Origin of the sequence: Streptomyces sp. SAI-127 (assembly GCF_029894425.1) — a bacterium.
Lineage (GTDB): Bacteria > Actinomycetota > Actinomycetes > Streptomycetales > Streptomycetaceae > Streptomyces.
The window spans coordinates 5,761,143-5,786,683 of the sequence record NZ_JARXYJ010000001.1; the positions used below are offsets into that span (position 1 = coordinate 5,761,143).

23 protein-coding genes and 2 pseudogenes are annotated in these 25,541 nt (G+C 71.3%); 16 read left to right on the forward strand and 9 right to left on the reverse strand.

The window, feature by feature from the left end:
* Positions 1 to 9: 9 nt before the first annotated feature.
* Positions 10 to 1,347 carry an ABC transporter substrate-binding protein gene (locus M2157_RS26460; RefSeq protein ID WP_280858367.1) on the reverse strand — a complete coding sequence of 446 codons (1,338 nt, stop codon included), beginning with the start codon at positions 1,345 to 1,347 and terminating at the stop codon, positions 10 to 12.
* A gap of 118 nt (positions 1,348 to 1,465) precedes the next feature.
* Between M2157_RS26460 and M2157_RS26465 the strand changes: the two genes are divergently transcribed.
* Positions 1,466 to 1,966, forward strand: a complete 501-nt coding sequence (locus M2157_RS26465; RefSeq protein WP_280858366.1) for a hypothetical protein — start codon at positions 1,466 to 1,468, stop codon at positions 1,964 to 1,966.
* A gap of 46 nt (positions 1,967 to 2,012) precedes the next feature.
* The gene (gene purU / locus M2157_RS26470; protein ID WP_280858365.1) at positions 2,013 to 2,882 is read left to right on the forward strand and encodes a formyltetrahydrofolate deformylase; all 870 of its coding nucleotides are present in this window, start codon (positions 2,013 to 2,015) and stop codon (positions 2,880 to 2,882) included.
* 168 nt (positions 2,883 to 3,050) lie between these two features.
* Here the strand turns inward: purU and M2157_RS26475 are convergent, their stop codons facing one another.
* The gene (locus tag M2157_RS26475) at positions 3,051 to 4,418 is read right to left on the reverse strand and encodes an MDMPI N domain containing protein (RefSeq protein ID WP_280866372.1); all 1,368 of its coding nucleotides are present in this window, start codon (positions 4,416 to 4,418) and stop codon (positions 3,051 to 3,053) included.
* Between the two features lie 107 nt (positions 4,419 to 4,525).
* Positions 4,526 to 5,107: a sigma-70 family RNA polymerase sigma factor gene (locus M2157_RS26480; protein WP_280858363.1), complete on the reverse strand. Its 582-nt coding sequence runs from the start codon at positions 5,105 to 5,107 to the stop codon at positions 4,526 to 4,528.
* Positions 5,108 to 5,422: 315 nt separating this feature from the next.
* Here M2157_RS26480 and M2157_RS26485 point away from each other — a divergent pair, with 315 nt between their 5' ends.
* Entirely contained in the window at positions 5,423 to 5,803 is a 381-nt protein-coding gene (locus tag M2157_RS26485) for an STAS domain-containing protein (protein WP_280858362.1), read from the forward strand.
* Positions 5,804 to 5,976: 173 nt separating this feature from the next.
* Positions 5,977 to 6,489, forward strand: a complete 513-nt coding sequence (locus tag M2157_RS26490; protein ID WP_266517812.1) for an EF-hand domain-containing protein — start codon at positions 5,977 to 5,979, stop codon at positions 6,487 to 6,489.
* On the opposite strand, the gene M2157_RS26495 is transcribed toward M2157_RS26490, so the two are convergent.
* On the reverse strand, positions 6,468 to 7,976 hold the full coding sequence (locus M2157_RS26495; RefSeq protein ID WP_280866373.1) for an AMP-binding protein: 1,509 nt from the start codon (positions 7,974 to 7,976) through the stop codon (positions 6,468 to 6,470). The genes M2157_RS26490 and M2157_RS26495 overlap by 22 nt on opposite strands.
* 141 nt (positions 7,977 to 8,117) lie before the next feature.
* Between M2157_RS26495 and M2157_RS26500 the strand changes: the two genes are divergently transcribed.
* From M2157_RS26500 to M2157_RS26520, 5 genes and pseudogenes are all read left to right on the forward strand, one after another.
* On the forward strand, positions 8,118 to 9,251 hold the full coding sequence (locus M2157_RS26500) for an acyl-CoA dehydrogenase family protein (RefSeq protein ID WP_280858360.1): 1,134 nt from the start codon (positions 8,118 to 8,120) through the stop codon (positions 9,249 to 9,251).
* A gap of 1 nt (position 9,252) precedes the next feature.
* Positions 9,253 to 9,702, forward strand: a pseudogene (locus M2157_RS26505) (acyl-CoA dehydrogenase family protein); the annotation flags it as partial.
* Between the two features lie 53 nt (positions 9,703 to 9,755).
* Positions 9,756 to 10,292, forward strand: a complete 537-nt coding sequence (locus M2157_RS26510; RefSeq protein ID WP_280868378.1) for a hypothetical protein — start codon at positions 9,756 to 9,758, stop codon at positions 10,290 to 10,292.
* Between the two features lie 46 nt (positions 10,293 to 10,338).
* Positions 10,339 to 10,749: pseudogene (locus tag M2157_RS26515) on the forward strand (acyl-CoA dehydrogenase family protein); the annotation flags it as partial.
* Between the two features lie 488 nt (positions 10,750 to 11,237).
* On the forward strand, positions 11,238 to 11,699 hold the full coding sequence (locus M2157_RS26520) for an ATP-binding protein (RefSeq protein WP_280859050.1): 462 nt from the start codon (positions 11,238 to 11,240) through the stop codon (positions 11,697 to 11,699).
* A 317-nt stretch (positions 11,700 to 12,016) separates the two neighbouring features.
* Here M2157_RS26520 and M2157_RS26525 read toward each other — a convergent pair whose 3' ends face one another.
* The gene (locus tag M2157_RS26525) at positions 12,017 to 12,943 is read right to left on the reverse strand and encodes a cyclase family protein (RefSeq protein WP_280858359.1); all 927 of its coding nucleotides are present in this window, start codon (positions 12,941 to 12,943) and stop codon (positions 12,017 to 12,019) included.
* Between the two features lie 85 nt (positions 12,944 to 13,028).
* Here M2157_RS26525 and M2157_RS26530 point away from each other — a divergent pair, with 85 nt between their 5' ends.
* The 4 genes from M2157_RS26530 (at position 13,029) to M2157_RS26545 (ending at position 17,524) form a co-directional block, all read left to right on the forward strand.
* A complete protein-coding gene (locus M2157_RS26530) occupies positions 13,029 to 13,898 on the forward strand; it encodes an SDR family oxidoreductase (RefSeq protein WP_280858358.1) in 870 nt (289 codons plus the stop codon).
* Positions 13,899 to 13,969: 71 nt separating this feature from the next.
* Positions 13,970 to 15,121, forward strand: coding sequence for an acyl-CoA dehydrogenase family protein (locus tag M2157_RS26535; RefSeq protein ID WP_280858357.1), 1,152 nt, complete (start codon positions 13,970 to 13,972; stop codon positions 15,119 to 15,121).
* Entirely contained in the window at positions 15,121 to 16,170 is a 1,050-nt protein-coding gene (locus M2157_RS26540) for a Zn-dependent alcohol dehydrogenase (RefSeq protein ID WP_280858356.1), read from the forward strand. The genes M2157_RS26535 and M2157_RS26540 overlap by 1 nt, the downstream gene beginning before the upstream one ends.
* A gap of 70 nt (positions 16,171 to 16,240) precedes the next feature.
* Positions 16,241 to 17,524 carry an MFS transporter gene (locus M2157_RS26545; protein WP_280858355.1) on the forward strand — a complete coding sequence of 428 codons (1,284 nt, stop codon included), beginning with the start codon at positions 16,241 to 16,243 and terminating at the stop codon, positions 17,522 to 17,524.
* Here the strand turns inward: M2157_RS26545 and M2157_RS26550 are convergent.
* Entirely contained in the window at positions 17,411 to 18,469 is a 1,059-nt protein-coding gene (locus tag M2157_RS26550; RefSeq protein ID WP_280858354.1) for a helix-turn-helix domain-containing protein, read from the reverse strand. The two genes, M2157_RS26545 and M2157_RS26550, sit on opposite strands and share 114 nt — an antisense overlap.
* Before the next feature lie 71 nt (positions 18,470 to 18,540).
* Between M2157_RS26550 and M2157_RS26555 the strand changes: the two genes are divergently transcribed.
* A complete protein-coding gene (locus M2157_RS26555) occupies positions 18,541 to 19,854 on the forward strand; it encodes an MFS transporter (protein ID WP_266517829.1) in 1,314 nt (437 codons plus the stop codon).
* Between the two features lie 4 nt (positions 19,855 to 19,858).
* Here the strand turns inward: M2157_RS26555 and M2157_RS26560 are convergent, their stop codons facing one another.
* On the reverse strand, positions 19,859 to 20,452 hold the full coding sequence (locus tag M2157_RS26560; RefSeq protein WP_280866374.1) for a flavin reductase family protein: 594 nt from the start codon (positions 20,450 to 20,452) through the stop codon (positions 19,859 to 19,861).
* 81 nt (positions 20,453 to 20,533) lie between these two features.
* Between M2157_RS26560 and M2157_RS26565 the strand changes: the two genes are divergently transcribed.
* The gene (locus M2157_RS26565; RefSeq protein WP_280866375.1) at positions 20,534 to 21,421 is read left to right on the forward strand and encodes a hypothetical protein; all 888 of its coding nucleotides are present in this window, start codon (positions 20,534 to 20,536) and stop codon (positions 21,419 to 21,421) included.
* Between the two features lie 3 nt (positions 21,422 to 21,424).
* Here M2157_RS26565 and M2157_RS26570 read toward each other — a convergent pair whose 3' ends face one another.
* Together M2157_RS26570 and M2157_RS26575 are read right to left on the reverse strand one after the other, a co-directional pair.
* The gene (locus tag M2157_RS26570) at positions 21,425 to 22,216 is read right to left on the reverse strand and encodes an enoyl-CoA hydratase-related protein (RefSeq protein ID WP_280866376.1); all 792 of its coding nucleotides are present in this window, start codon (positions 22,214 to 22,216) and stop codon (positions 21,425 to 21,427) included.
* Positions 22,207 to 24,432, reverse strand: a complete 2,226-nt coding sequence (locus tag M2157_RS26575; RefSeq protein ID WP_280866377.1) for an acetate--CoA ligase family protein — start codon at positions 24,430 to 24,432, stop codon at positions 22,207 to 22,209. The genes M2157_RS26570 and M2157_RS26575 overlap by 10 nt, the downstream gene beginning before the upstream one ends.
* A gap of 374 nt (positions 24,433 to 24,806) precedes the next feature.
* Between M2157_RS26575 and M2157_RS26580 the strand changes: the two genes are divergently transcribed.
* Complete coding sequence (locus tag M2157_RS26580; RefSeq protein ID WP_280858349.1) at positions 24,807 to 25,439, forward strand: TetR/AcrR family transcriptional regulator; 633 nt, start codon at positions 24,807 to 24,809, stop codon at positions 25,437 to 25,439.
* Positions 25,440 to 25,541 lie beyond the last annotated feature (102 nt).

A 25,541-nucleotide genomic window follows, 5' to 3' on the forward strand; every position in this document is an offset into this window, starting at 1 on the left:
CCCCGCGGGTCAGTTGACGTTTGCGTTCTGGAGTGTCGCCGTCACGTCGGTGAAGCCCTTGCGCGCCGCCACGAGCTGGCCCTGGCGTACCACCTGGAGCGTCACGTGGGCGTTGACCATGCGCGGGAAGCCGACCGAGGCCAGATCGTCGGCGGAGCTCCAGGTGTCCCGGGTGGTCCACTGGAGTGTCGGCGTCAGATCGCCGGTCGGGATCTTGAGGCCGTCGTTGAGGGTCGCGCGGATGCTGCCGGCGGACACCTCGCCGCTGCCGAGCGACTCGACGGCCTTCTTGAACACCGTGTAGGCGATCCAGGTGGTCTGCACTCCCGCGTCCGCCGAGTCGATGCGGTTGTCGCCGAAGGCCTCCTTGTTGATGACCTTCTTCATCGCGGCCCAGCGGGCATCGCTCTCCACGGGGTACCAGCCGGTGATGTACGACCCCTCGTAGGGTCCCGACGCCCCGCCGGACGCGTCGATCACCGTCTGGTCGACGCTGCCCATCGCCATGGCCGTGCGCACCTGCGGGTAGTCCTCGCGGGCGCGCCGGAAGGAGTCCATGAAGGTGCTGGTGCGGTCGCCGAGCGCGGGCACCACACACCCCTGCTTCGAGCCGGAGGCCGAGGCGCCGGACGTCGAGCCGTCGAGCGCCTTCGTGGACTGCGCAGAGTACTCGGTGGCGTCGTCCGCCGCCCGCACGTCGCCCGCGGCCCGGTGTCCGCCGGTGGTCAGCCCGGAGTCCAGCAGTACGGGCAGCTCGTCGCCCGCGATGGTGTCGGGCCGTACGAGGGTGACGTTGCCGCAGGCCGTGGCGAGCGCCTTGCCGAGGCCGGCCAGCAGGGTGGGCTGGCCGCCGTTGACCGGGTAGGACAGCGGGCTGGTGAACTCGGCGTTGGTGACGCCGTAGCCGCCTATGTACGGGATGCCCGCGCCCTCGAGGGGCGGGAAGAAGGAGTCGGCGTACTGGCTGTAGGAGCCGACGACCGCGACGACGTTCTCCTTGACCGCGCGCCGGGCGCACTTCGCCGCGGACACCCCGTCGTTGTGGTCGTTGCAGGTCAGGACGGTGAGCTTACGGCCGTTGATGCCGCCGTTGGAGTTGATCCAGCGGGCGTACGCCTGGGCGAAGGCGGGCATGCCGGGCTTGTTGGTCGCCTTGGTGTCCGACGGGGCCCAGGTCATGACCTTGATCGGGCCGTCCCCGGAACCCCCCGTGGTACCGGGGACGACCCCGCAACCGGCGGCGAGGGAAGCACACGCCACCAGTGCCCCCGCCGCGAGGGCGGTGGCTCTGACGGGCCGGTGGTGCTGGGGGAGGAAGGTGCTGCGGATGCGTCGCCTGCCGGTCATGGGCACACACGCTTCCGTCACATCGCCAACTCGGGAGTGACCCTCGGTAGATGAGGGGTGACGTAAAGGTGAACAGCGGGGGCCTGTGAGGCGCGTATGGGGGAAGAACGTACGATCGGTGACCGTGCAAGGTTCGGAGAACTCTTCCCGTCGCGGCCGTCGCTCCTCCACCATGGGCGGCATGCCACTGAACGACATGCCGTGGTGGCGCTGGCGCAGCAATGTGCGCTCCGCGCTGCACATGCTCTCCGACCCAGGGTTCCAGCAGAACGTCTGGCTGGCCGGCGTCGAGGGGTACGGGGACGTCACCGACGCCGTGTACCGCCTCGTCGAGGACACCTGGCTCGACAACTGGTCCGCCGAGAAATACGTGGGCACGATCTTCCGGGACTCCCAGGAGGCGGCCCTCGTCGACACCGCCGTCCTGCGGGTGCTGCGGATCATGCACCAGGTCGGTCCCGACGCCCCCGTATCCGTGTACATGGAGAACGCGGGGTGGCCGGACGCGGTGCGCGCGGCGCGGGACGCGCACGTACGCATGGCGACGGCCGACGGGGAGGACCCGGACGTGCCGCCGCGCACGCTCGAGGTGCTGCAGATCATGACCCGGTCCGCGTGACGGACGCGCTGTTTCCCGCACCGGTGGATATGCGACCCTGTCCTGCATGAACGAGCAGTCCACCCCCGCCGACCAGTACGTCCTGACCCTGGCCTGCCCCGACAAGCAGGGCATCGTGCACGCCGTGTCGAGCTATCTCTTCATGACCGGCTGCAACATCGAGGACAGCCAGCAGTTCGGCGACCACGACACGGGTCTGTTCTTCATGCGCGTCCACTTCTCGGCGGAGGCGCCGGTGCGGGTGGACAAGCTGCGGGCGTCGTTCGCCGCGATCGGTGACTCCTTCCACATGGACTGGCAGATCAACCGGGTCGAGGACCGGATGCGGATCGTGCTGATGGTCAGCAAGTTCGGGCACTGCCTGAACGACCTGCTCTTCCGCGCGCGCATAGGGGCGCTGCCGGTGGAGATCGCAGCGGTGGTGTCCAACCACACCGACTTCGCCGAGCTCGTGGGGTCGTACAACATTCCCTTCCACCACATTCCGGTGACGCGGGAGAACAAGGCCGAAGCGGAGGCGCGGCTGCTGGAGCTGGTGCGCGAGCAGGACGTCGAGCTCGTCGTGCTCGCCCGGTACATGCAGGTGCTGTCCGACGATCTGTGCAAGCAGCTCAGCGGCAGGATCATCAACATCCACCACTCGTTCCTGCCGAGCTTCAAGGGCGCGAAGCCGTATCACCAGGCTCATGCGCGAGGGGTCAAGCTGATCGGGGCGACGGCGCACTATGTGACCGCGGACCTCGACGAGGGGCCGATCATCGAGCAGGAGGTCGAGCGGGTGGGGCATGGCGTGACGCCGGACCAGCTCGTCGCGATCGGGCGGGATGTGGAGTGCCAGGCGCTGGCGCGGGCCGTGAAGTGGCACGCCGAGCGCAGGATTCTGCTGAACGGGCGGCGGACGGTCGTGTTCGCCTAGGAGCTCGGGGGTGCGGGTTCGTGGGCGGCGGCGGGTGGTTCGTGGTTGCTCGCGCAGTTCCCCGCGCCCCTGAAAGACCTCAGCTGGACGTGCCTTCAGGGGCGCGGGGAACTGCGCGACCAGCCCCCACCGGCCCGCAGCCGCCGACGAGCCCCCCCCGGCCCACCCCTACATCCGGCTCAGGCTCGCCGCCGCGAACAGTACGTCCCTGATCGCCTCGCGATCACCCAGCTGACCCGCCGCCGCTTCCGCCGGAGGCACATGGCCCGCCGCCAGCTGGCAGAACTCCACGCCGTCCAGTGCCACGTGAGCCACCTCGTGCTCCGCCGAACCCACCGCCGCGGGGGAGTCCAGGGGGATCAGCCACTCACCCCCGCCCAGGCCCTCGATCTCCAGACGCAGAGTGCGGCCGGGGCCTCCGGCGCTCACGAGATGCCGTCCATGGGCCGGTGACGCCAGACCCTTCTGCCGCCGTTCCGCCAGCACCGCGGGCAGCACGCGGGCCGCCAGGTCGATCATGCGGTTGAGGTGGCGGGGGGAGGGCGGTTCGTAGGGGTAGTCGACCGCCTCCGCGATGTCCTCCGCGTGGACCCAGCACTCGAAGGCGCGGTCCAGCATCGCGTCGTGGAGGGGGAGGACGAAGTCGCCGTAGGCCACCTCGAGTTTGCCGGAGGTGCCGCCGGTGAACGCCACCGTGCGGACGAGGTCGTGGCTCTGCTCGCGCCAGGGGGTCCGGACGGAGCGGGTGGGCGGGAAGTGCGACGCGCGCCAGTACGCCTCGGTGCGGCCGGCCGGTGTGGGCGCGTCCGCGGGGACCTCGCCCATCGGGTCGTCCAGGCCCAGGGCGACCGCGACAAGGCCGTCGACCGACAGCAGGTGGGCCATGACCCCGGCGACCGTCGTACGGCGGCTCGTCGCCTCGTCGGCGTCGAACCAGCGCAGCCGCACGGGCGCGTGCCACTCGGCGTCGCCGAAGTCCTGCAGCAGGGCGTCGAGGCGGGCGGTCTCGGCGTCGTACGGCGTGGCCCACTCGGGCATCGGGATGCGCGGCGGGCGCCGGTCGAGGCAGCCGTCGAGGACGCGGGTGCGCAGGCCGGGGTCCAGGTCGAGGCTTTCCGGGCGCTGCAGCAGGCCCACCGCCCCGCGCAGCCGCAGCGCCTCGTCGGCGCAGGCGCCGCAGAGGCCGAGGTGGTCCTCCACGGCGGCCGTCTCCTCGGCCGAGCACGCGGCCAGCGCCCACGCCCCGAGCAGCGCCTTCAGCACGGGGTGCTCCAGGACGAGGGGAGCGGAGGGGGCCGGCTCCTCCAGCGTGGGCAGCGGCCGTCCGGTGTCCTCGACGGAGGCGCGGGGGAGCGGTATGCGGGGCGGGTGGTGGGGGTCGGTGGCGTGCGAGTCGTCGCCCACAGGGTCTTCGGCACCACCGTCACCCGCACTGGCCGCGCCTCCGACGCCGTGCGCGTCCGCGCCCCGGGCCCTCTCCTGGTCGTCGCCCGCGTTGTCGGTGTCGTCGTCGCCGTTTCCGATGCCCTCGCTCATTTTCTCCGTACCCTCGGGAAACATCCCACGGTCCCCCGAACCCTCCCGCGCCCCCCTGCCCTCGTACCCGTCCTGCTCGTCGTGCGCCTCGAACCCGCCCGCTCCGCTCACGCCGCGCCCCCGTATCCCGGCGGTGCCCCAGGCGCTCCGGTGTCGTGGGCCGTGGACAGGAGTTGGAGGCCCAGGCGGAGGCGGCGGCGGGCCTCGTCCTCGGTGATGCTGAGGTCGGCGGCCGCCTGGCGGTAGTCACGGCGCTGGAAGTAGGCCAGCTCCAGGGCGGCCCGCAGCGGGGTGGGCATGGACTGGACGATGTAGTCGGCGCGGGCGGCGACCGAGGCGCGGCGCACCTTGCGTTCCAGTTCCTCGGTGGAGCCCTCGGTGCCCTGGGTGAGCGCGGCGGTCTCGGTGGCGCGCAGTCGCTGCACGGCCAGGCGGTGGGTCAGCCCGGCGACCCAGGAGCGAAGCGGGCCCTGTTTGGGGTCGTAGGCCTCGGGGTGCTCCCACACGTGGACGAAGACCTCCCGTGTGACGCCGTCGGCCGCGCGCTCATCTCCGAGCACGCGATGGGCGAGGCCGTGCACGAGTGAAGCGAAACGGTCGTAGAGCTCGCCGAGGGCGGCCGCCTCACCGCGTGCGAGCCGCTGCTGCATCTTGCGGTCCCAGCGGGGCGGTGCGTCCTTCTTCGCCATGCGGCCCCCTCACCCCTGGAAGTGTCCGGGTCAAGCCTGCGCCCACCGTCTTCTCGAATGTAGTCGGCACCCCCGGCAGCGCACGCCCCTTTGTTCCAATGCACGCCCCCTGAGGGGCCGCAGGTGGTAGTGGACCTTCCCCTACCCGCCCACTCACTGATCAGACCTGATCGAACAGGATCGAAGCCGACTAAAACAAGCCTCTTTCGAACGATTTCCGTTTCTCGGTCTTTGTTTCAGGGAACGGCCGCTGGGCAGCCGCGCTGCAAGGAAGCGTAGGAAAGGCTTCCGTTTGCTTTCCGGCGAGCGAAGGGCATGGTGGTGGCGTTCAATGTGACCGGCAACGAGCAGGGCGACTGGACCGTGCTCAGTGTGACGGGCGAGCTGGACCTGGTGACCTCGCCGGTGCTCCGCCAGCGCGTCCACGACGTGGTGGCCGAGGGGCGCCACAGCCTCGTCCTCGACCTCTCGGATGTGTACTTCTGCGACTCCAGCGGTGTCGGCGTCCTCATCGCCTCCCGCCGCCTGATCCGCTCCTGCCAGGGTGATCTGCGCCTGATACTCCCGGCCCAGGGCGCCGCCGACGGCTCCCACGTCAACCGCGTCCTCGGCGCCCTCGGCGTCCGCCGCCTGTTCGAGGTCCACCCGGACCTGGACTCGGCGACCGACGTGGAGGCGGGACCACTGTCGGCCTGAGCGCGCCGGCCGGCCCGACCGGTTGTGACCTGGGGCACCCCGACTGCCACACCGTTGTCCCGAAATTCCTTCGGTCTTGGCACAGGCGCCGCCTTCCGGCCCCCGGGGTGCCGCCCGCGTCGTACGCTCCGTGCGAGATGAACCCGATGTGATGTGAGGCGGCCCGAAGAGACATGGTCAGCAGCGAGTACGAGCGCAGGATCGCCGGCCGGTTCGTCACCTTCGACCAGGACGGCAACGGCTACATCGACCGCGAGGACTTCAACGTGGCGGCCAAGGCGCTGCTCACGGAGTTCGGTGTAGCGGCACGCTCCGACAAGGGGCAGGCGCTGTACGTCGGCGCGGAGGCGTTCTGGCAGGGCATGGCCGGGATCGCGGACCGGGACGGCGACCAGCGGATCACCCGGGACGAGTTCGTGAACGGCGCGGTCAAGCGGCTGCGCGACAACCCGGAACGCTTCGCCGAGATCGCCCGCCCCTTCCTGCACGCGGCGCTCGCCGTCGCCGACCAGGACGGCGACGGACGCGCCACCGTCGAGGACACCGCGCGCGTGCTGAGGATCCTCGGTGTGAGCGAGGACGTCGCTCGGGCCGCCGCGGCCACCCTGGACGCCGACGGCGACGGCAAGGTCGGCGAGGACGAGATCGTGCCCGCCTTCGCCCGCTACTTCACCGTGCCCGAATAGCGCTCCCTGAGCTTGTACTTCAGGACCTTCCGCAGGGTCTCGTTGCGCGGAAGGGCGTCCACCACCTCCAGCTGCTCCGGCAGTTTGTGGGTCGACAGCCCCTCCGCCCGCAGATACGCGGTCACGGCGTCCAGAGTCAGCTTCCCGGCCCCCTCGGGCTGTTCCACCACGGCACACACGCGTTCCCCGCGCTCGGCGTCCGGAAGCCCGATCACCGCCACGTCCCCGACGGCCGGATGCGCGGCCAGCAGGTCCTCGATCTCCTTCGCCGAGATGTTCTCGCCCTTGCGGATGATCACGTCCTTGAGCCGTCCGGTGAGCACCAGGTGGCCGGTGGCCGTGAGATGTCCCAGATCACCTGTGCGCAGGTAGCCCTCCTCGTCGAAGGCCTCCGCCGTCTGGGACGGGTCGAGATACCCCTGACAGACCGCCTCCCCCTTCAGCCGCACCTCCCCGTCCACGATCCGCACGGACATTCCCTCCGGCGGCCGTCCCTCGGTCGTCGCCAGGTTCTCCACCGTGTCGTCCGGATCGCCCATGGTGATCATCGGCACCTCGGTCATGCCGTATCCGTGCGTCAGCTGCACCCCCAGCTCCCGTACGACGGCGTGATAGACCTCCGGCGGCTTGGGCGCCCCGCCGCCCGCGAGCAGCCGCAGGGACGGGATGATCCTCTCGCCCGGCTGCTTGCGCTGCTCCGTGAGGAACATCGAGTAGAACGCCGTCGAGCCGCCCGCCACCGTCACCCCGTGGCGGCGGTATCCCTCCAGCGCCTCCGGCAGGGCGAACTGCTCGAACATCACCGCCGGGAAGCCGTACAGCAGCAGCATCACGGTGTAGTCCGGGCCCGCGATGTGCGCGTACGGGAAGGCCATCGACCCCACGTCGTCCGCCGTGAGGCGCAGCGCGTGCGCGAGGCAGGAGCCACCCGCGATCAGCGAACGGTCCGTGTGCAGAACGCCCTTGGGGTCGGACGTGGTGCCCGAGGTCCAGTAGATCCACCGGACGGAGGTGCCGTCGGCGGGCGGGGCGGGCAGGACGGCCGGATCGCCGTCCGGGAGGTCGTCGTACGCCTCGAAGACCCCCTTGGCGCCGAGCCGCCGTGCCATCTCCGTGTGGTCGAAGCCGCGCCAGACGCCCGGTACCGCGAAGAACTCCGCCTTCGACTCCCGCAGGGCGAAGGCGACTTCACGGTCCCGGTAGAAGGGGATGACGGGCGACTGCACGGCGCCCAGACGGGCGAGCGCGAAGGAGAGCAGGGCCGTCTCGATACGGGTGGGCAGTTGCCAGGCGACGACCGTGCCGGGGCGTACGCCCATGTCGTACAGGCCGGCCGCCACCCGCTCGGCACGCACGCGCAGCTCGCCGAAGGTGAGCGTGCGGTCGTCCTGGAGGAGGACCCGGCGGTCGGGGGTCAGGTCGGCGCGGCGGGCGACCAGCTCCCAGAGGGTGCGGGACGCGCTGAGCGCGTGGGCGGTGTCGGTCACGGCGGGCCCCCTCGTGGAGCTGACGGATAGTCAGATCGTGGGCAGAGCGTAGGGCGGGACGCCTTGTCGGTCCAGGGGTGCGGGACTTAGCCTTCCGGTGCGAGCGGTATCTGACGGGTTATCAGATATGGAGTGCCGGTCATGGATCTCGCGTACACGCCGGAAGAGGAGGAGTTCCGGGCGCGGCTGCGCGAGTGGCTCGCCAAGGCGCTCCCCACGCTGCCCCCGAAGCCGTCCCCGGAGGACTGGCCCGGGCGCCGGACCTACGACCTCGGCTGGCAGCGCATGCTGTACGACGCCGGGTACGCCCACGTGCACTGGGACGCGTCGCCCACCACGCGGCTGATCTTCCTGGAGGAGACGGAGGCCGCGGGCGCGCCCTATGTGGGCGCCGGGTTCGTCGGACTGCTCCACGCGGGACCGACGATCGCCGCCGAGGGCACCGCCGGGCAGCGGGCACGCTGGCTGCCGCCGATCCTGCGGGGCGAGGAGGTCTGGTGCCAGGGATTCAGCGAACCCGACGCCGGGAGCGACCTCGCGGCACTGCGCACGCGCGCGCGTAGGGACGGCGACGACTATGTGGTGAGCGGGTCCAAGATCTGGACCTCGCACGCCGAAGTGGCCGACTGGTGCGAGCTGCTGGTGCGGACGGATCCGGCGGCTCCGAAGCACAAGGGCATCACCTGGCTGGCGATGCCCATGTCCTCGCCCGGTGTCGTGGTGCGCCCCTTGCGCACGCTCGCCGGGTCCGCCGAGTTCGCCGAGGTGTTCCTCGACGACGTGCGGGTGCCGGTGGCGAACCGGGTGGGCGAGGAGAACGACGGCTGGCGCGTGACCATGGTGACGCTGTCCTTCGAGCGCGGTACGGCCTTCGTGGGCGAGGTCGTCGCCTGCCGGCGGGTGCTGGGCGAACTCGCCCGTACGGCACGGGAGAACGGGCGCTGGGACGATCCCGTGCTGAGGCGGCGGCTGGGGCGGCTGAACGCCGAGTTCCGTGCGCTGTGGCGGCTGACGCAGTGGAACGTGAGCGAGGCCGAGGCGAGTGGCGGGGTGCCGGGGGTGGGGGGTTCTGTCTTCAAACTCCGCTACTCGCACGCCCGCCAGGAGTTGTACGACGCCGCTGCGGACGTACTGGGGCCGGACAGTCTGGATCTCGACCGGCCTTGGGTGCTCGACCGGTTGTCCTCGCTGTCGTACACGATCGCGGCCGGGACCTCGCAGATTCAGCGGAACATCGTGGCCGAGCGGATTCTCGGGCTGCCGAAGGGGCGTTGACGTGCGCTTTCAACTGACCGAGGACCAGCAGGCGTTGCGCGCCGGGATGCGGGAGCTGCTCGCGCGGCGCTTCGACGGGGCGGTGCTGCGGGCCGCTGCGGCAGAACCCCGGCTGGACCGGGCGCTGTGGCGGGAGTTGGGTGCGGCCGGGTTCTTCGCGCTGCGGGTGCCGGAGGCGGACGGCGGGGTCGGGCTGGGGTTGCCGGAAGCCGTGTTGGCCTTCGAGGAGGCCGGGCGGGCCCTGCTGCCGGGACCGCTGGTGGCGACCCACCTCGCGGCGGGCACGGTACCGGGGGCGGCCTCCGGCGAGGCGGTGGTGACGGACGTCGACAGCGGCGGGCTGGTCGAGTGGCTGTCCGAGGCGGACGTCGTACGCGGGGACGCCACGGGGGCGGTACCGCTGCGCTCCGTGGACCCGCTGACGCCGCTGCACCGGGTTCCCGGAGCGGGGGGCGGGCCGGGTCGGGCCGAGCCCGCGTGGCGTCCGGCGACGGGAGGTGGGGCGTGTCCGGCCGAACCCGCGTGCGATCCGGCGACGGAGGTGGGACAGGGCTCCTCCGGGCGGCTCCCGGCGACGGGGCCGTCGCCGACGGCAGCGCCCGGGTCGTCCTCGGCTCCGGCGCCCAGGCCGTCGTCGGCTGCCGCGCCCGATTCGTCTTCCCTGGCCGCTGCCGGTTCGCCTTCTGCGGCTGTGCCTGGCTTGTCTTCCGGCGGGGCTGGTGGTTCGTCGTCCGCGGCCGTTGGTGGTTGGTCGACGGCTGGGGCGCCCGATTCGTCTTCCCCCGCTGCTGCCGGTTCGCCTTCTGCGGCTGTGCCTGGCTTGCCCCCCGTCGGGGATGGTGGTTCGTCGTCTGCTGCCGTGTCCGGCTCGGCTTTCGTCGCCGCCCCCGGTTCGAGTTCCGCGGCTGTGCCTGGCTTGCCTTCTGTCGGGGCTGGTGGTTCGTCGTCCGCGACCGCCGACGGCCGGTGTTCCGAGGCCGCCCCTGGCCGGTCCTCCACGACCGCCCCCAGCCCGTCCTCCACCACCGCCCCCGCGCGTGACCCCTCACCGTCAGGGGTCCCCGTGTCCCGGTCCGCCCGCGTCGTCGACCCCGTCGCCGTGCTCCTGACCGCCGCCGAGCAGCTCGGTACCGCCGCGCGTGTGTGTGAGCTCGCCGTGCAACACGCCGGGACGCGGGAGCAGTTCGGGCAGCCGATCGGGGCCTTCCAGGCGGTCAAGCACCTGTGCGCGCAGATGCTGGTGCGGGCGGAGACGGCCCGGGCCGCGGTGTACGCGGCCGCCGTGACCGCCGACCCGGTGGACATCGCCGCCGCCCGGCTGCTGGCCGACGAGGCGGCCGAGCGGGGGGCCCGGGACTGTCTTCAGGTGCACGGCGGGATGGGCTTCACCTGGGAGTGCGAGGTGCAGCTGCATCTGAAGCGGGCCTGGGTGCGGGCCCGCAGGGGCGGCGGCGGTGCGGAGAGCGAGGAGTTGCTCGCCGTCGATCTGCTGGCCTGAGGCGCCCGCGTCCGGAGCGCATGTCGCGGATTGTGGCATGCCGGAATCACGGAGCGTTGGTATCGGGTTGTGTCCTATGTGTGACTCGTCACGTCCTGGAGTCGGCGCCCCGCTCCGGTACCTTGTGTGAGATGCGAGTGGTTCCGAGCATGAGCCATGCCGGTGTTGCCGAAGAGGCGGCCCCGGACCCGGCGATGCGCGCCGCTGCTCGCGGGGCGGGAGGCCCTGTAACCACGGCCTGTTCGACTTCCCGCGGCGGGCGTCGCACAGTATCCCGCACGGGTACTCCTTCGCGCTGGAATATGCCCGAAGCGCTTGTTGGCGTGACTGTACGTCAACCATGCTGTCCTGTAAGGGATTCACGTTCTGTGACCCCGGCTTTGGTCATTGTTCTGGTCATGCAAAAAATGGCTACGATCGTGGCCCTCGTGAGGCGCGAGGCCATGTGCCCGCCGGTTCGGATGGTGTGAGCGGTGCAGGTGCTTCAAGTGCAGCTGGAGATCCGGCCCGACCCCGCAGAAGTGGGGCGAGCCCGGCGGTGGGCCCGCTCGCGGCTCGCCGTATCCGGGATAGAGGTCGACGAACCGCTCGCCGAGGTCCTGATCCTGCTCGTGTCGGAGCTGGTCACCAACGCCGTGGTGCACACCGGCCGTCCGGCCGTCCTGCGGCTGTCCCTGCCGGATGCCGAGGTGGAGTCGGCCACCGTCCGCCTTGAGGTCGCCGACCGCAGTGGCCGGGCCCCGGTGCCGCGCTGCGTCGACGGTGAGGCGACCGGCGGCCGTGGTCTGGCCCTCGTCGACGGGCTCGCGGACCGCTGGGGCTGGAGCCCCGAAGGTGCGGGCAAGAGCATCTGGTGCGAACTCGACCGCTGCGAGAAGCCGCGAGAGGGCGCGGAGGCCTACGACATCGACGCCTCGGCCTACGAGGGATTCGCGTTCGAGGCGGTGTGACCGGCGCACGGTCGCAGAGACCGCCGCCTCCCTTTTCTCGAGGCGGGTCGGTGCGCCGGGCAATGCACCCGTGCGCGGTCGTGGCAAATAGGTCGTAAGTAATAAATCCCCGGACCGGTGTTGACGCAGCGTGTTCGATTGATGACGCTGGTGGTCTGCGATTCGCCGCGAGGGGACGCCGAGGGCTTCGGTGACGGAAGCCCCCGACGAGTGCGGATCGTGACGCGGTGTCGATTTCCTCAGGGCGGAAGGAAGTCGATGACGGCGGCGCGCGATGCCGTGCTCGGGGCGGATCCGCGCGCCGCCGGCCGACCTCCTCACAGAATGGCCACCGGGGCCACGGGCGTTCCGGTGCCACCGGCGAACGGCTCGGGCATCGCCGACAGCAGGAACGCGTACCGGCCAAGTTGTCCACAGGCTGTGGACAACTCTTCCAGGTTCCAGTTCTGGCCCTGCAGCATCCCCATCTCCACCAGGTCCAGGGCGTGCACCGGCAGCCACAGGTCCTCGATCTCGGGCGGGAAGATCTCGAACGTGAGCGTGTCGTTGGCGACCGCCGCGACATCGCGCGCGTGGAACCACTCCGGGGTACGGACCGACAGGCCCGGCGACGGATAGGCGTACGACTCCTTGTCCCCGGCGAGATACACCTGGATCTGTCCGGTCCGTACGAGCACGATGTCACCGGCACGCACGTGCGTGCCCGCGAGTTCCTCGGCGGCCTCCAGGTCCTCGGGGGTCACGGCGTGGCCGCCGTCGAGCCGGTCCACGCCCCGCGCGCGGGCCACGTCGAGCAGCACTCCGCGCGAGACGATGTGCCGCGCCTTGTCGATACCGCTGAACTCGGCGCCGCCGTGGGGGGTGATGGTGCCGGCCGGGCGTCCGTTGTAGAGCATGCCGGAGTGCGAGACATGGGTGAGCGCGTCCCAGTGGGTGGCGGCCTGCAGGCCCATGGTCACCGCGTCGTCGCTGCACGCGACCGTCCCCGGGCCGAAGATCTCCTGGTTGATCTGCACCATCACATGCAGGGGGTTGACCCGGCCCGGCATCATCCCGGTCTGCACGCCGTCCTGCCTGAGGGGCAGGGCGAGGGGGATGCGACGGCCCGTGCGGACGGTCGCGGCGGCCTCGCGGACGACCTCGTCGGTGATCAGGTTCAGGGTGCCGATCTCGTCGTCGGCGCCCCAACGACCCCAGTTGTTCACGCGCTTGGCGATGTCGTGGAACGCGGCCGGAAGTGACATCGGACCCTCCCCGGGGCTTGTGTCCGCACATCTGACGGGTCATAAAATCTAACGGTCCGTCAGAAACCGCGGGAAGGGGCCGGGCATGGGGAACTTCTTGGCAGGCAGGGTCGTCGCCGTGACCGGCGCGGGGCGGGGGATCGGGCGGGCGGTCGCGCTGGCCGCGGCGAGGGAGGGGGCGCGGGTCGTCGTCAACGACTACGGCGTTTCCGTGGACGGGGCGTCTCCCACGAGTGATGTCGCTTCGGGTGTCGTGAAGGAGATCGAGGCGGCCGGGGGCGAGGCCGTCGCCGTGGCCGACGACATCTCGACGATGGCGGGTGGGCAGCGGGTGGTCGATGTCGCGTTGTCTTCTTACGGACGGCTCGACGGTGTCGTCTGTGTCGCCGGGATTCTGCGTGAGCGGATGTTGTTCAACATGACCGAGGAGGAGTGGGATCCGGTCGTCGCCACGCATTTGAAGGGGACGTTCACGGTGTTCCGGGCGGCCTCCGCGGTGATGCGGAAGCAGCGGGCGGGGACGTTGATCGGATTCACCAGCGGGAATCACCAGGGGTCGGCTTCGCAGGCGAATTACAGCGCGGCGAAGGGCGGGATCATTTCCCTGGTCCGTAGTGCGGCGCTCGGGTTGCACAAATACGGGGTGACCGCGAATGCGGTGGCGCCTGTCGCCCGTACGCGGATGTCGGCGAACGTGCCCTTCGAGCTGACGGAGATCGGGGAGCCGGAGGACGTGGCCGCCATGGTGGTCTACCTGCTGTCGGCACGGGCCCAGGAGATCACCGGGCAGGTGTACACCGTGGCGGGGCCGAAGATCGCGGTGTGGGCTCAGCCTCGGGAGTTGCGCGCGGCGTATGCCTCCGGCGGGTGGACGCCGGATCGGATCGCGGAGTTCTTGCCGGGGAGTGTGGGTGTGGATCCGATGCCGTTGCTTTCTGGGCCGGGCGCCCAATAGCTCGGGGATACGGGTGGTGTTCCCCGCGCCCCTGGGTGGGGTGTCGGCTCCGGTGTTGAGAGGAGATCCTCGTGGACTTTGGATTCAGCGCAGAGGACGATGCATTTCGATCCGAGGTGCGGGAATGGCTGTCCAGCCACGTGGACGGGGCCCAGGACCGTCGTACCTGGGAACGCACCCTCGGTAAGTCAGGGTGGATCGGGCTCGGCTGGGAGGAATCCGGATTCGGCAACCGGACCGCCACCCTCACCCAGCAGGTCGTCTGGGCCGAGGAGTACGCGTGGTCGGGGGCGCCGGCGCGGTCCGGGCACATCGGGGAGAAGCTGTTGGCTCCCACTCTCCTGGCGCACGGAACCGACGAGCAGAAGGCGCGCTTTCTTCCTCCCGTCGCCGCCGGGGAGGAGCTGTGGTGCCAGGGGTACAGCGAGCCCGGGGCGGGGTCCGATCTCGCGGGGGTGCGGACCAGGGCCACCCGGGTCGAGGACGGGACGTATCGGATCAGCGGGCAGAAGATCTGGACGTCCCTCGCCCATGAGGCGGACTGGTGTTTCGTCCTCGCACGGACCGACCCGGAGTCCGGTCGGCATCACGGGCTGTCGTTCCTCCTCGTTCCCATGGACCAGCCGGGGTGCGTCGAGGTGCGGCCCATTCGGCAGATGACCGGGACCAGTGAGTTCAACGAGGTCTTCTTCGACGGGGCACACGCGCGTGCGGAGCATGTCGTCGGGGGTGAGGGGCGCGGCTGGCAGGTGGCGATGAGTCTGCTGGGGTTCGAGCGCGGGGTGTCCACGCTGGCCCAACAGGTGGGGTTCGCCGAGGAGTTGATGCGGGTCGTGCAGACCGCCGTACGGACTGGCGCGGTTTCCGATCCGGTCGTGCGGGCGCTGCTCGTGCGGCAGTGGGCCGAGCTGCGGACCATGCGGTGGAACGCCCTGCGGACGCTGGGGGGTTCGGGGGACGCCGGGGCGTCCAGTGTGGCCAAGCTGCTGTGGGCGGGGTGGCATCAACGGCTCGGGGAGCTGGCGATGCTCGTGCGGGGGGCGGAGGCGACGGTCGGGCCCGGGGACTGGTCCCCTTCCTCGCCGTACGAACTCGACGCCCTGCAGCACCTGTTCCTGTTCTCGCGGGCCGACACCATCTACGGCGGCTCGGACCAGATCCAGCGCACCATCATCGCCGAGCGGGTGCTCGGTCTGCCCAGGGAACCAAAGGGGGTCGTCTGATGCGCGGCGTGCTGTTCGACGGAAGGCAGGTCCAGGTCGTCGACGATCTGGAGGTGCGGGATCCGGGACCCGGCGAGGTACAGGTCGCGATCTCGGCGGCCGGGCTGTGCCACAGCGACCTGTCCGTGGTGGACGGGACCATTCCGTTTCCGGTTCCGGTGGTGCTGGGGCACGAGGGCGCGGGCGTGGTGGAGGCGGTGGGGGACGGGGTCACTCATGTCGGGCCCGGTGACCATGTGGCGCTGTCCACGCTCGCCAACTGCGGTGCCTGCGCCGACTGCGACCGGGGGCGGCCGACCATGTGCCGCAAGGCCATCGGGCGGCCCCAGAGGCCCTTTTCACGGGGCGGGAAGCGCGTGTTCCAGTTCGCGTGCAACTCCGCCTTCGCGGAACGGACGGTGGTGAAGGCCGTTCAGGCGGTCCGGATTCCGAAGGACATTCCGCTGCCGTCCGCCGCGCTCATCGGGTGCGGGGTGCTGACCGGGGTGGGGGCCGTGCTCAACCGGGCCCGGGTGGACCGGGGGGAGAGCGTGCTGGTCATCGGGACCGGAGGGATCGGGCTCAACGTCATCCAGGGCGCGCGGATCGCGGGGGCGTCGCGGATCGTGGCGGTGGACGCCAACCCGGCGAAAGAGGCGATGGCCCGGCAGTTCGGGGCGACCGACTTCCTGACGTCGGCGGAGGGGGTGCGGGACCTGCTGCCGCACGGCGTGGACCACGCCTTCGAGTGCGTCGGGCGGGTCGAACTCGTGCGCACCGCCGTGGACTTGCTGGACCGGCACGGCCAGGCGGTCCTGCTGGGGGTGCCGGCGGCGGGAGCGGAGGCGTCCTTCGTCGTCTCGTCGATGTTCCTGGACAAGTCCATCCTCGGCTGCCGCTACGGATCGTCGCGGCCGCAGCGGGACATCCCGCTGTACGCGGAGCTCTACCGGCAGGGACGCCTGTTCCTCGACGAGCTGATCACCGAGACCTACCCCATCGAGGACTTCGAGAAGGCGGTGGGGGACGCGGAGGCGGGGCGGGTGGCCCGGGGGGTGCTGACCTTCTAGCCCCCGGAGTTTTCCACAGGCCCTGGAAAACCCTTGGAGCGATGTCAGTGCCGGGCCCTAGCTTCGACGCATGACCTACCGAGACGTCGCCTCCCCACAGGTCCTGGTCTGGGCCTGCACGTCCGTCGGCGCCCGTATGCCGGTGGCGATGGCTCCCCTGGCTCTCGTCTTCCTGGTGCGCGAAAGACCGGGAGGGTATGCGCTGGGAGCGGTGCTCGCGGCGGCCTATGTGATCGGTGAGATCGTCGGCGCCCCGGTGCTCGGGCTGCGACTGCCCCCCGAGCGTGCCCGGCCCCAGCTGGCCGTGGGGCTTACTACCGGGGCTCTCGGGTTCGCGGGGCTCGGGGTGTTTCCCGACGCGCCCTCCCTGGTGCTGGGCGCGTTCGCCTTCCTGGCCGGAGCCACTCCCGCCGCTGCGACCGGCGGGCTGCGCGCACTGCTCACCGAGCTGGTTCCGGAGCGGGCCGTCGCGCAGGCGCTGTCCACCGAGTCGATGCTCAACTCCGTGATCTGGGCCGTCTCCCCGGCCGCCGTCGCCGGCCTCGCCCTCCAAGTCGCGCCCCATGTCCCCCTGTTGCTCGCAGCCGCCCTGATGGCGGCGTCGGTCGCGGGGCTGTGGCTGCTCCCGGCCGGTTGGAAGGTGGACGACTCGGCGGCCGGCGCGTGGTCAGGCGGATCACTGCCCCGGCTGCTGCTGGGCGCCTGGCCCGTGTACGTCGCGGGCGCGGCCAGCCTCAGCCTGCTGGGCCTCGCCGAACTCGTCCTGCCCGCCCTGCTCGAACAGCGCGGCATCCCCGTCGGCTGGTCGGGACCGCTGCTGACCGGGCTTGCGGTGGGCGCCGGACTCGGGGCGTTCCTCTACGGCCTGCGCACCTGGCCCGGTCTGCTGCGCACCCGCAGTGTCGTGCTGATGTGCGGCACCTCGATCTGCGTGACGCTCATCGCGTTGACACCGAACACCGCCGGGATCGCGACCGCGCTCGCCGTGGGTGGCCTGCTCCAGTCGGGCGCGCTGCTCACCCGCAACCTCGCCCTGCGCGACGCGCTTCCGCCCGGCGCCCTGGCCGCCGGCTACTCCGTGATGTACGCGGCGGCGGGCGCGGGTTACGCGGCCACGGGTTCGCTCGCCGGAGCCCTGCTCAAGGTGACGGTGCCGTCCACCGCCGTCCTGGCTGGGGTGGCGTTGACCCTCGTGCTGACGGGAATCGGCTGGTGGGGGGAGGCGCGCCGCACGCGGAGCTCAGCGCAGGGCGCCGACGCCGTCGTAGTGCCCGGACGGGTGGTCGGGGAGCTCGCTCCCGGCGCGGAAGGTACGGCGATAGGCGGTCGGTGTGACGCCGAGGGCCGTTTGTAGGTGCTGGCGCATCGACTGGGCGGTGCCGAAGCCGGCGTCGTGGGCGACCTGGTCGACGGAGAGGTCGGTGGACTCCAGGAGGTGCCGGGCGCGTTCCACGCGTTGCTGGGTGAGCCACTGGCCGGGGCTGACGCCGACCTCCTCGCGGAAGCGGCGCGTGAAGGTGCGTACGGACATGGCCTCCTGCTCGGCCATGTCCCGCAGCTGGATCGGCTCGTGCAGACGGCCGAGCGCCCAGGCGCGGGCCGAGGTCGTGGTCGCCTGCTGCGGGTCGGGCACGGGCCGGTGGATGTACTGCGCCTGCCCGCCGTCGCGGTGCGGCGGCACGACCGTGCGGCGGGCCACGTCGTTGGCGACCGCCGTGCCGTGGTCGCGGCGCACCATGTGCAGGCACAGGTCGATCCCGGCGGCGACGCCCGCGGAGGTCAGGACGTCCCCGTCGTCGATGAACAGGACCTCCGGGTCGACCTTGACCTGCGGGAAGAGCCGCTGGAGACGGTCGGAGTCGGCCCAGTGCGTGGTGGCAGGGCGGCCGTCGAGAAGGCGGGCGGCGGCCAGGACGTAGACGCCGGTGCAGATGGAGGCGAGCCGGGTGCCGGGGCGGATGTGGGCGAGGGCGGCGGCCAGTTCGTCGGTCAGCACGCCCTGCTCGAAGACCGGGCCCAGTTCGTACGACGCCGGGACGATCACGGTGTCGGCGGTGGCCAGGGTCTCCGGGCCGTGTTCGACCTGGATGGCGAAGTCGGCGTCGGTCTGCACCGGGCCCGGCGGGCGGATCGAGCAGGTGACGACCTCGTACAGCAGGCGCCCCTCGGCGTCCCTGGGGCGGCCGAAGATCCGGTGCGGGATGCCCAGCTCGAACGGCAGCACACCGTCCATGGCGAGGACGACCACGCGGTGCGGGCGGAACTCCGGGGCACGACGGGCACGGCGGTCAGGGCTCATGGCCCGATCCTAACGAATGCTGTCCTTCGGGCCAATGGATCCGGGGCGGCGCAGGACGGAAGCTCTATGTCGTGACCCAGACAAGCGAAGCCGCCGTGCAGGCAGCCCATACGGAAAACCAGTCGGCCCCTCGTATCCACCGCGCCTGGTTCGTCGCCGCCGTCACCTTCGTGACGATCATCGGCGCGGCCGCCTTCCGCTCCCTGCCGGGCCTGCTCATCGATCCCCTGCACGACGACTTCGGCTGGTCGCGCGGCACCATCAGCGCGGCCGTCTCCGTCAACCTCGCGCTGTACGGCCTGACCGCCCCCTTCGCCGCGGCGCTCATGGACCGCTTCGGCATCCGGCGGGTGGTCGCGGTCGCGCTGACCGTGATCGCGGTCGGTTCGGGGCTGACCGTGTGGATGACGGCGGCCTGGCAGCTGATGCTGTACTGGGGCCTGCTCGTCGGTCTCGGCAGCGGCTCGATGGCACTGGCGTTCGCCGCGACCGTCACCAATCGCTGGTTCACCGAGCGGCGCGGCCTGGTCACCGGCATCCTGACCGCCGCCTCAGCCTCCGGTCAGCTGATCTTCCTGCCGGTGCTGTCCTGGATGGTCGAGAAGCACGACTGGCGCCCGGCGGCGATCACGGTCGCGCTCGCCGCCCTCGCGGTCGTCCCCTTCGTCTGGCTGCTGCTGCGCGACCACCCGGCCGACGTGGGCCTGAAGCCGTACGGCGCCAAGGAGTTCGTGCCGAAGCCGGAGCCGGTCCCGGGCGCCGCGCGCCGAGCGGTGACGGTCCTGTTCAAGGCCGCCCGCACCGGCCCCTTCTGGCTGCTGGCCGGCACCTTCGCGATCTGCGGCGCCTCCACCAACGGCCTGATCCAGACCCACTTCGTGCCGGCCGCCCACGACCACGGCATGCCCGTCACGGCGGCCGCCTCGCTGCTCGCGGTGATCGGCGTGTTCGACGTGGTCGGCACGGTGGCCTCCGGCTGGTTCACCGACCGCTTCGAGCCCCGCCGCCTGCTCGCCGTCTACTACGCCCTGCGCGGCATCTCGCTCCTGTTCCTGCCCATGCTGCTGGCCCCCTCGGTCCACCCGCCGATGCTCTTCTTCATCGTCTTCTACGGCCTCGACTGGGTCGCCACCGTCCCGCCCACCGTCGCCCTGTGCCGCGAGCAGTACGGCGACGACAGCGCGATCGTCTTCGGCTGGGTCCTCGCCTCCCACCAGGTCGGCGCGGCGCTGATCGCCTTCCTCGGCGGTGTCGCCCGGGACGTGTTCGGCTCGTACGACATGATCTGGTACGCGTCCGGCGCGCTGTGCGCGGCGGCGGCGCTGATGGCGCTGGTGATCAGGCGTCGGCCGGCCGCGGTGCCCTTGGCGGCAACCACCGCCTAGACCCCTAGAGGAACCGCCCCTTGTGGAACAGGAGGGGCGGTTCGCCGTCTCCGTCGCCCGGCCCGAGCGCGTCCACCCGCCCCACCACGATCAGATGGTCCCCGCCGGTGTGCACCGCGTGGATCGTGCAGTCGATCCAGGCGAGGGTGCCCGCGAGGCGGGGCGAGCCGGAGGCCGGGGCCGGGTCGTGGGCCACGCCCGCGAACTTGTCCGCGCCGCGCACCGCGAACGCCCTGCACAGCTCGCCCTGTTCGGCGCTCAGGACGTTCACGCAGAAGACGCCCGCCTGGGCGATGCGGGGCCAGGTCGTCGACGTACGGCCCACCATGAAGGCGACGAGCGGCGGGTCGAGGGAGAGGGAGGAGAAGGACTGGCAGGCGAAACCGGCCGGTTCCGCGCCGGGTGCCCCGGGTGCCGTCACCACGGTCACGCCGCTCGCGAAGGATCCCAGCACGCGCCGGAACTCGGCCTGCTCGACCGGCGCGCGCTCGTCCTCTCGCACACACCGCAGCTCCGGGCGGGGCAGCGCCTCGACCGCGAGGGTCCTGCCGGACCGGAGGTAGCGGACGGCGGCCTCGGCCATTCCTGCTTGTCCCATCACACTTCCATTGAAGCTGACGGTGTGTCAGATGAAAAGGGTTGGGGCACGCGCACGTGAGACCACCCGTACGCTGCGTTTATGGGGTGGGGGAACGCACGGCTCAACGAGGCCGCCGCGGTGTGCGCGGTGCAGCTTCCGGCGATCGGCCTGATCTGGTGGATCGGGAGCCTGCTCGGCGACGACCACGCGTACGCGGGCGCGTTCGGATTCCTCTCCCTGCTCGTCCTGGCGTGTCTCCTCGTCGTGGCGCCGCTGATCCTGCCGGTGCTCGGCCTCGCGCACGCGATGGCCCAGATCGTGCCCGCCGAGGCACTCGCGCGGCTCGTCGCCCGCCGCGCGCGAGGACCCCTGTGGGCCTGGCACGTGCTGTGCGCGGCCGGGCTCGGCGTGGTCTGGGCGGGACTCGCCGGGCTGCTGTGGGACTGGCCGTTCACCGTCACGGCACCGCTCCTCGCCGCCCTCGGTGTGCTCCCGGTGCTCGGCCTCGGGTGGCTCCGGAGACGTACCCGAGGCTTCTGGGGGGTGTGGCTGCCCTCCCTGTTCGCCTCCGTCGGCCTGTTCCTCCTGGTCTTCCTCGGCGGCGTGCCGGCCACGACCACGGGAATCGTCGAGGAGTACGAGCCACCCGCGCTGTCCGCCGAGCAGCTCACCGGCGTCTGGCGGGGCGACGAGGGCGCGGTCCTCAGCCTCGGCACGGGCGGCCGGGCCGAACTCACCGACCTGCCCACCGAGTCCGGGTCCGCCGACCAGTCCGCCGAGCCGCCCTTCGCCGTGTGCGACGGCACCGGCACCTGGCTGCTCGACGACAAGCGCGCCCACGACCGCGCCGGTGTCGTCGTACGGCTCGACGGGGGATGCGGGCAGGAGACGTACTGGAGGATCGGCGGGACCGAGTCCGAGCCCGAGCTGTTCGTGCCGTTCGGGGACCCGGACGCGCCGGACCTGCGGATCCTGACCCGGGACTGAGCCTCAACGGCCCCGGTACTCGGGGCTCCGGCGCTCCACGAAGCCCGCCACGCCCTCCTGCGCGTCCTCCGTCGTCATGTTGATCTCCTGGGCGGCGGCCTCCGCGGCGAAAGCGGTGGCGCGGTCGGAGTCCAGGGACGCGTTCACGAGCTGTTTCGTCAGGGCCAGGGCGCGGGTGGGGCCGGTGGCGAGGCGCTCGGCCCATTCGCGGGCCGTTTTGGTCAGCTCCTCGTCCTCCAGGACCCGGTTGACGAGACCCAGACGTTCGGCTTCGCGAGCGGTGAGAGCCTCGCCGAAGAACATCAGCTCCTTCGCCCGCTGCGGGCCGATCAGACGGGGCAGGAGATAGGTGCCGCCGCCGTCGGGGACCAGGCCCCGGCGGACGAAGACCTCGATGAACTTCGCCGACTCGGCGGCCAGGACGAGATCGCAGGCGAACGCGAGGTGCGCGCCGAGACCGGCCGCGGTGCCGTTCACCGCGGCGATCACCGGCTTCTCGCAGTCGAGGACGGCCGCGATCAGCCGTTGGGCCCCCAGCCGCAGAGTGCGGGCCACATCACCGGCGACGCGTTCTCCCGCACCGGAGGCCCCTCGCAGGTCGGCACCCGCGCAGAAGCCGCGGCCGGTTCCGGTGAGGACGACGGCCCGCACCTCCGGATCGGCCGACGCCTGGCCCAACAGCTCGACGAGCAGGTCCCGTTGACCGGGCGTGAGGGCGTTGAGCACCTCGGGCCTGTCGAGGGTGATGTACGAGACCTGGCCGTCGACGATGTGCCGCACCTCGCTCACCGGCACACCACCAACGCGTCGAGCGCCACCGCCCCCTGCCCCCGGGGCAGCACCATCAGCGGGTTGATGTCGAGCTCCGCCACCTCGTCCCCCAGCTCCAGGGCCATGCGCTGCACGCGCAGCACGACCTCCACCAGGGCGTCGAGATCCGCGGGCGGCCGCCCCCGGACCCCGTCGAGGAGGGCCCGCCCGCGCAGGTCGTCCAGCATGTCCCGGGCCTGCTCCTCACCGAAGGGCGGCACGCGTACGGCCGTGTCCCGCAGCACCTCGACCAGCACCCCGCCGAGCCCGACCGTCACCGTCGGCCCGAACAGCTCGTCGTGCGCGGCCCCGACGACCATCTCGACGCCCCGCTCGACCATCTGGCAGACCAGGACACCGTCCAGCGAGACGTCCTCGTAGCGGGCGATGTCGGTCAGCTCGCGGTAGGCGTCCCGGACCTGGCTGGCCGAGGTCAGGCCGATCTTCACCAGGCCCAGCTCGGTCTTGTGGGCGATCTTCGCGCCGGAGGCCTTCATCACGACCGGGTAGCCCACCAGTCCCGCCGCGCGGACGGCCGCCGCCGCGCTGGTCACCAGCTGCTCGCGCGGCACCCGGATCCCGTACGCCCGCAGCAGTTGCTTCGCCGCGTGCTCGCTCAGCTGCTGGCCCGGGCGCATCAGGGCCTGCGCCTTGCGGAAGGAGGGCGAGGGGCTGCGCGGGGCCTCGTCGAAGGGGGAGCGGTAGCCGCTGACGAAGCGGTGGTGGGCGAGGTAGGCGCGGACCGCGGTGATGCAGTTGCCGACCGTGCGGAAGGTGGCCACCCGGGAGGAGCCGAGCAGGACCTCGCGGTAGGCCGGTTCGGTGCCGACGGGCGAACCCCACACCACGCAGACCAACTTGTCGGTCTGCTCGGCCGCGTCCACCAGGTCCTGCACCAGCCGGTCGCTCAGCGGCGGGAAGGGCCCGGTGACCGGGCAGATCAGTACCCCGACCGACGGGTCCGCGAGGATCGCGTCGATGATCTTCCGGCCGCGCCAGTCGCCGACCGGGTGCCCGCCGTTGTCGACGGGGTTGGCCACGTTCAGGAACTCCGGTATCCACTGGTGCAGTTCGGACTGCTTCGCCTCCGAGAGGGTGGGCAGCCGCAGCCCCGCCTCCGTCGCCAGGTCGGCGAAGTGCGCGCCCGTGCCGCCCGAGATCGAGTAGACGACGACCCCGTCGGCGCGCGGCGGCCTCGCGCGGGCCAACAGGGCTGCGGTGTCCTGGAGTTCGTCGAGACCGTCGACGCGGATCACGCCGTACTGCCGCATCGCGGCGTCCACCACCGTGTCCGCGCCGGTGAGTTTGCCGGTGTGGGAGGCGGCCGTGCGGGCGCCGGTCTCGGTGCGGCCGACCTTGACCGCGACCACCGGCACCTGGCGGCGGGCGGCCCGGTCGGCGGCGAGCAGGAAGGAGCGGCCGTCCTTGAGGCCCTCGAGGTAGCAGGCGATGGCGCCGACCTCGGGGCGCTCGGCGAAGTACGAGAGGAAGTCGGCACTCTCCAGATCGGCCTCGTTGCCGGTGGGGGCCCAGTGGGTGAGGCGGATGCCGAGATCCTGGAGGGCGAAGACCGGGCGGCCCTGGTGGCCGGACTGGGTGATGAGGGCGATCCCGGGCCCGTCGAGGTCGTCGCGGAACGACGAGAAGGCGTTCAGGTTGGTGTTGGGCCCCAGCAGCCGCATCCCCGACTCCGCCACGGCGGCGGCGAGACGCTCCTGCGCCATCGCCCCCTCCTCGCCGGTCTCCGCGAAGCCGGACGCGAAGACGACCGCGAACTTCACCTTCGCCTCGGCCAGTTGCGCGATCAGCGGAAGCGGCTCCGCGACCAGCAGGACGGCGAGATCGACCTGCTCGGGCAGGTCGGCGACGGATGCCACGCAGGGGATGCCGAAGACCGAAGGGCGGGTCGGATGCACCGGGTGCAGCCGGGCTCCCACCCGGTCCGCCCAGTCGATCAACTGCCGGGTGACGCCGGTGTTCGGCCGGCCCTCGGTGTCCGAGGCGCCGACCACGGCGACCGACTCCGGCCGGAAGAAGCGGTCCAGATCGGGGACGTCGGCATACAGCGGACGGCCGCCGACGTCGAGATCGTCGACCTCGGCGGGCCGGCCGTGAACGGCGGGCCCGGGTTGCTCGCCGCACGCGACGACCCGGGCCCGGCGGGAGTCGGTGGTGAGGGTGCCGTGGGTTGATCCAAGCATCGGTCCGCCCGCTCCTGTGTGACAGCTCGATTAACTGACGCTGTGTCAGATTACAGAACTGACGGCATGTCAGGAACTGTTGGGGAGTGAAATCAATGGACCGCTGTATGACTGGCTGCGAGCCAACGTAACAAACAGGTCTGCCTGTTCTGACGTTGATTCAGCGGTAGCGGTCCGTGAAGGCACTCGGGGCGTAATGGTAGGAGGATGGCCATTTCCCGCGGTGTAGGGGGGGTAGGTCTACGCCATTTCCTGTGATTGTCGATCAGGTACTGTCCATGAAAACAGGCATGGTTGTATGGTTCCTGGCAGAAGGAGGCGGCATGGCGTCTCCTCTCTGTCTGTCGAGTCGTACTGAACAAGGGGCATGTGCGATGCAGAAGCGGTCGCGGTCGACCCGTGAGGCCCTCGTGCGTGCCGCCGTGGAACTCGTCGCGAACGGACGGCTCACCGACGCCGGGCTGGTCAACATCTGCAACACCGCCGGAGTGAGCCGTGGCGCCCTCTACCACCACTTCTCGTCCATCGCGGAGTTGGTGACCGAGGTCTACACGCAGGCCCAGGGTCGCGTTCTCGCACTGGCCGAGGAGAGTCTCGACAGCCCGGGTGCCGATGCGCCGGCACGCTTCGGCATCGCCCTGGGGAAGGCCCTGGCCGAGGATCAACTGGTGCGTGCGGGGCTGAGGCTGGCCGCCGACGGCACCGACGATCCGCCCCGGCTGCGGGAGGAGGTGCTGGACCGGCTGCGCGTCCGGATCCTGGCGGACGCTCCCGACAGCCCCGACCGGCAGGTGCTGGCGGACCTCGCCGTGGTGGTCACCGCGGGACTGGAGTCCCTCGGATACGCCGACGCAGTCTGGTGGAGCCCCGAGCGCGGCAAGCGGATATGGGACAGGGTGCTGCCGCTCTTCGAGGAGACGGGGGCGGGGGCGGAAGCGGGGGGAGCCGGGCGTGAGCGACGCGCTTCGTCGCAACCGCCGTGGGACACGGCCCCGGGCCTGCCGTAAGGGGCGGCGCTTCCTGGTGGGGCGGGCGGTGGCGGTCGGAGCCGAGAAGAGACCGCCCGGACTTGGAGGGGGCGGTCGGGTTCGGTCAGGTTCGGTCGGGAG

Coding starts and splice junctions, on each gene's coding strand:
- M2157_RS26540 (WP_280858356.1), top strand. CDS start 15,121: ATGCGCGGCGTGCTGTTCGACGGAAGGCAGGTCCAGGTCGTCGACGAT.
- M2157_RS26475 (WP_280866372.1), bottom strand. CDS start 4,418: ATGAGCGAGGGCATCGGAAACGGCGACGACGACACCGACAACGCGGGC.
- M2157_RS26575 (WP_280866377.1), bottom strand. CDS start 24,432: ATGCTTGGATCAACCCACGGCACCCTCACCACCGACTCCCGCCGGGCC.
- purU (WP_280858365.1), top strand. CDS start 2,013: ATGAACGAGCAGTCCACCCCCGCCGACCAGTACGTCCTGACCCTGGCC.
- M2157_RS26550 (WP_280858354.1), bottom strand. CDS start 18,469: ATGAGCCCTGACCGCCGTGCCCGTCGTGCCCCGGAGTTCCGCCCGCAC.
- M2157_RS26490 (WP_266517812.1), top strand. CDS start 5,977: ATGGTCAGCAGCGAGTACGAGCGCAGGATCGCCGGCCGGTTCGTCACC.
- M2157_RS26545 (WP_280858355.1), top strand. CDS start 16,241: ATGACCTACCGAGACGTCGCCTCCCCACAGGTCCTGGTCTGGGCCTGC.
- M2157_RS26580 (WP_280858349.1), top strand. CDS start 24,807: ATGCAGAAGCGGTCGCGGTCGACCCGTGAGGCCCTCGTGCGTGCCGCC.
- M2157_RS26560 (WP_280866374.1), bottom strand. CDS start 20,452: ATGGGACAAGCAGGAATGGCCGAGGCCGCCGTCCGCTACCTCCGGTCC.
- M2157_RS26460 (WP_280858367.1), bottom strand. CDS start 1,347: ATGACCGGCAGGCGACGCATCCGCAGCACCTTCCTCCCCCAGCACCAC.
- M2157_RS26525 (WP_280858359.1), bottom strand. CDS start 12,943: ATGTCACTTCCGGCCGCGTTCCACGACATCGCCAAGCGCGTGAACAAC.
- M2157_RS26480 (WP_280858363.1), bottom strand. CDS start 5,107: ATGGCGAAGAAGGACGCACCGCCCCGCTGGGACCGCAAGATGCAGCAG.
- M2157_RS26530 (WP_280858358.1), top strand. CDS start 13,029: ATGGGGAACTTCTTGGCAGGCAGGGTCGTCGCCGTGACCGGCGCGGGG.
- M2157_RS26565 (WP_280866375.1), top strand. CDS start 20,534: ATGGGGTGGGGGAACGCACGGCTCAACGAGGCCGCCGCGGTGTGCGCG.
- M2157_RS26500 (WP_280858360.1), top strand. CDS start 8,118: ATGGATCTCGCGTACACGCCGGAAGAGGAGGAGTTCCGGGCGCGGCTG.
- M2157_RS26485 (WP_280858362.1), top strand. CDS start 5,423: ATGGTGGTGGCGTTCAATGTGACCGGCAACGAGCAGGGCGACTGGACC.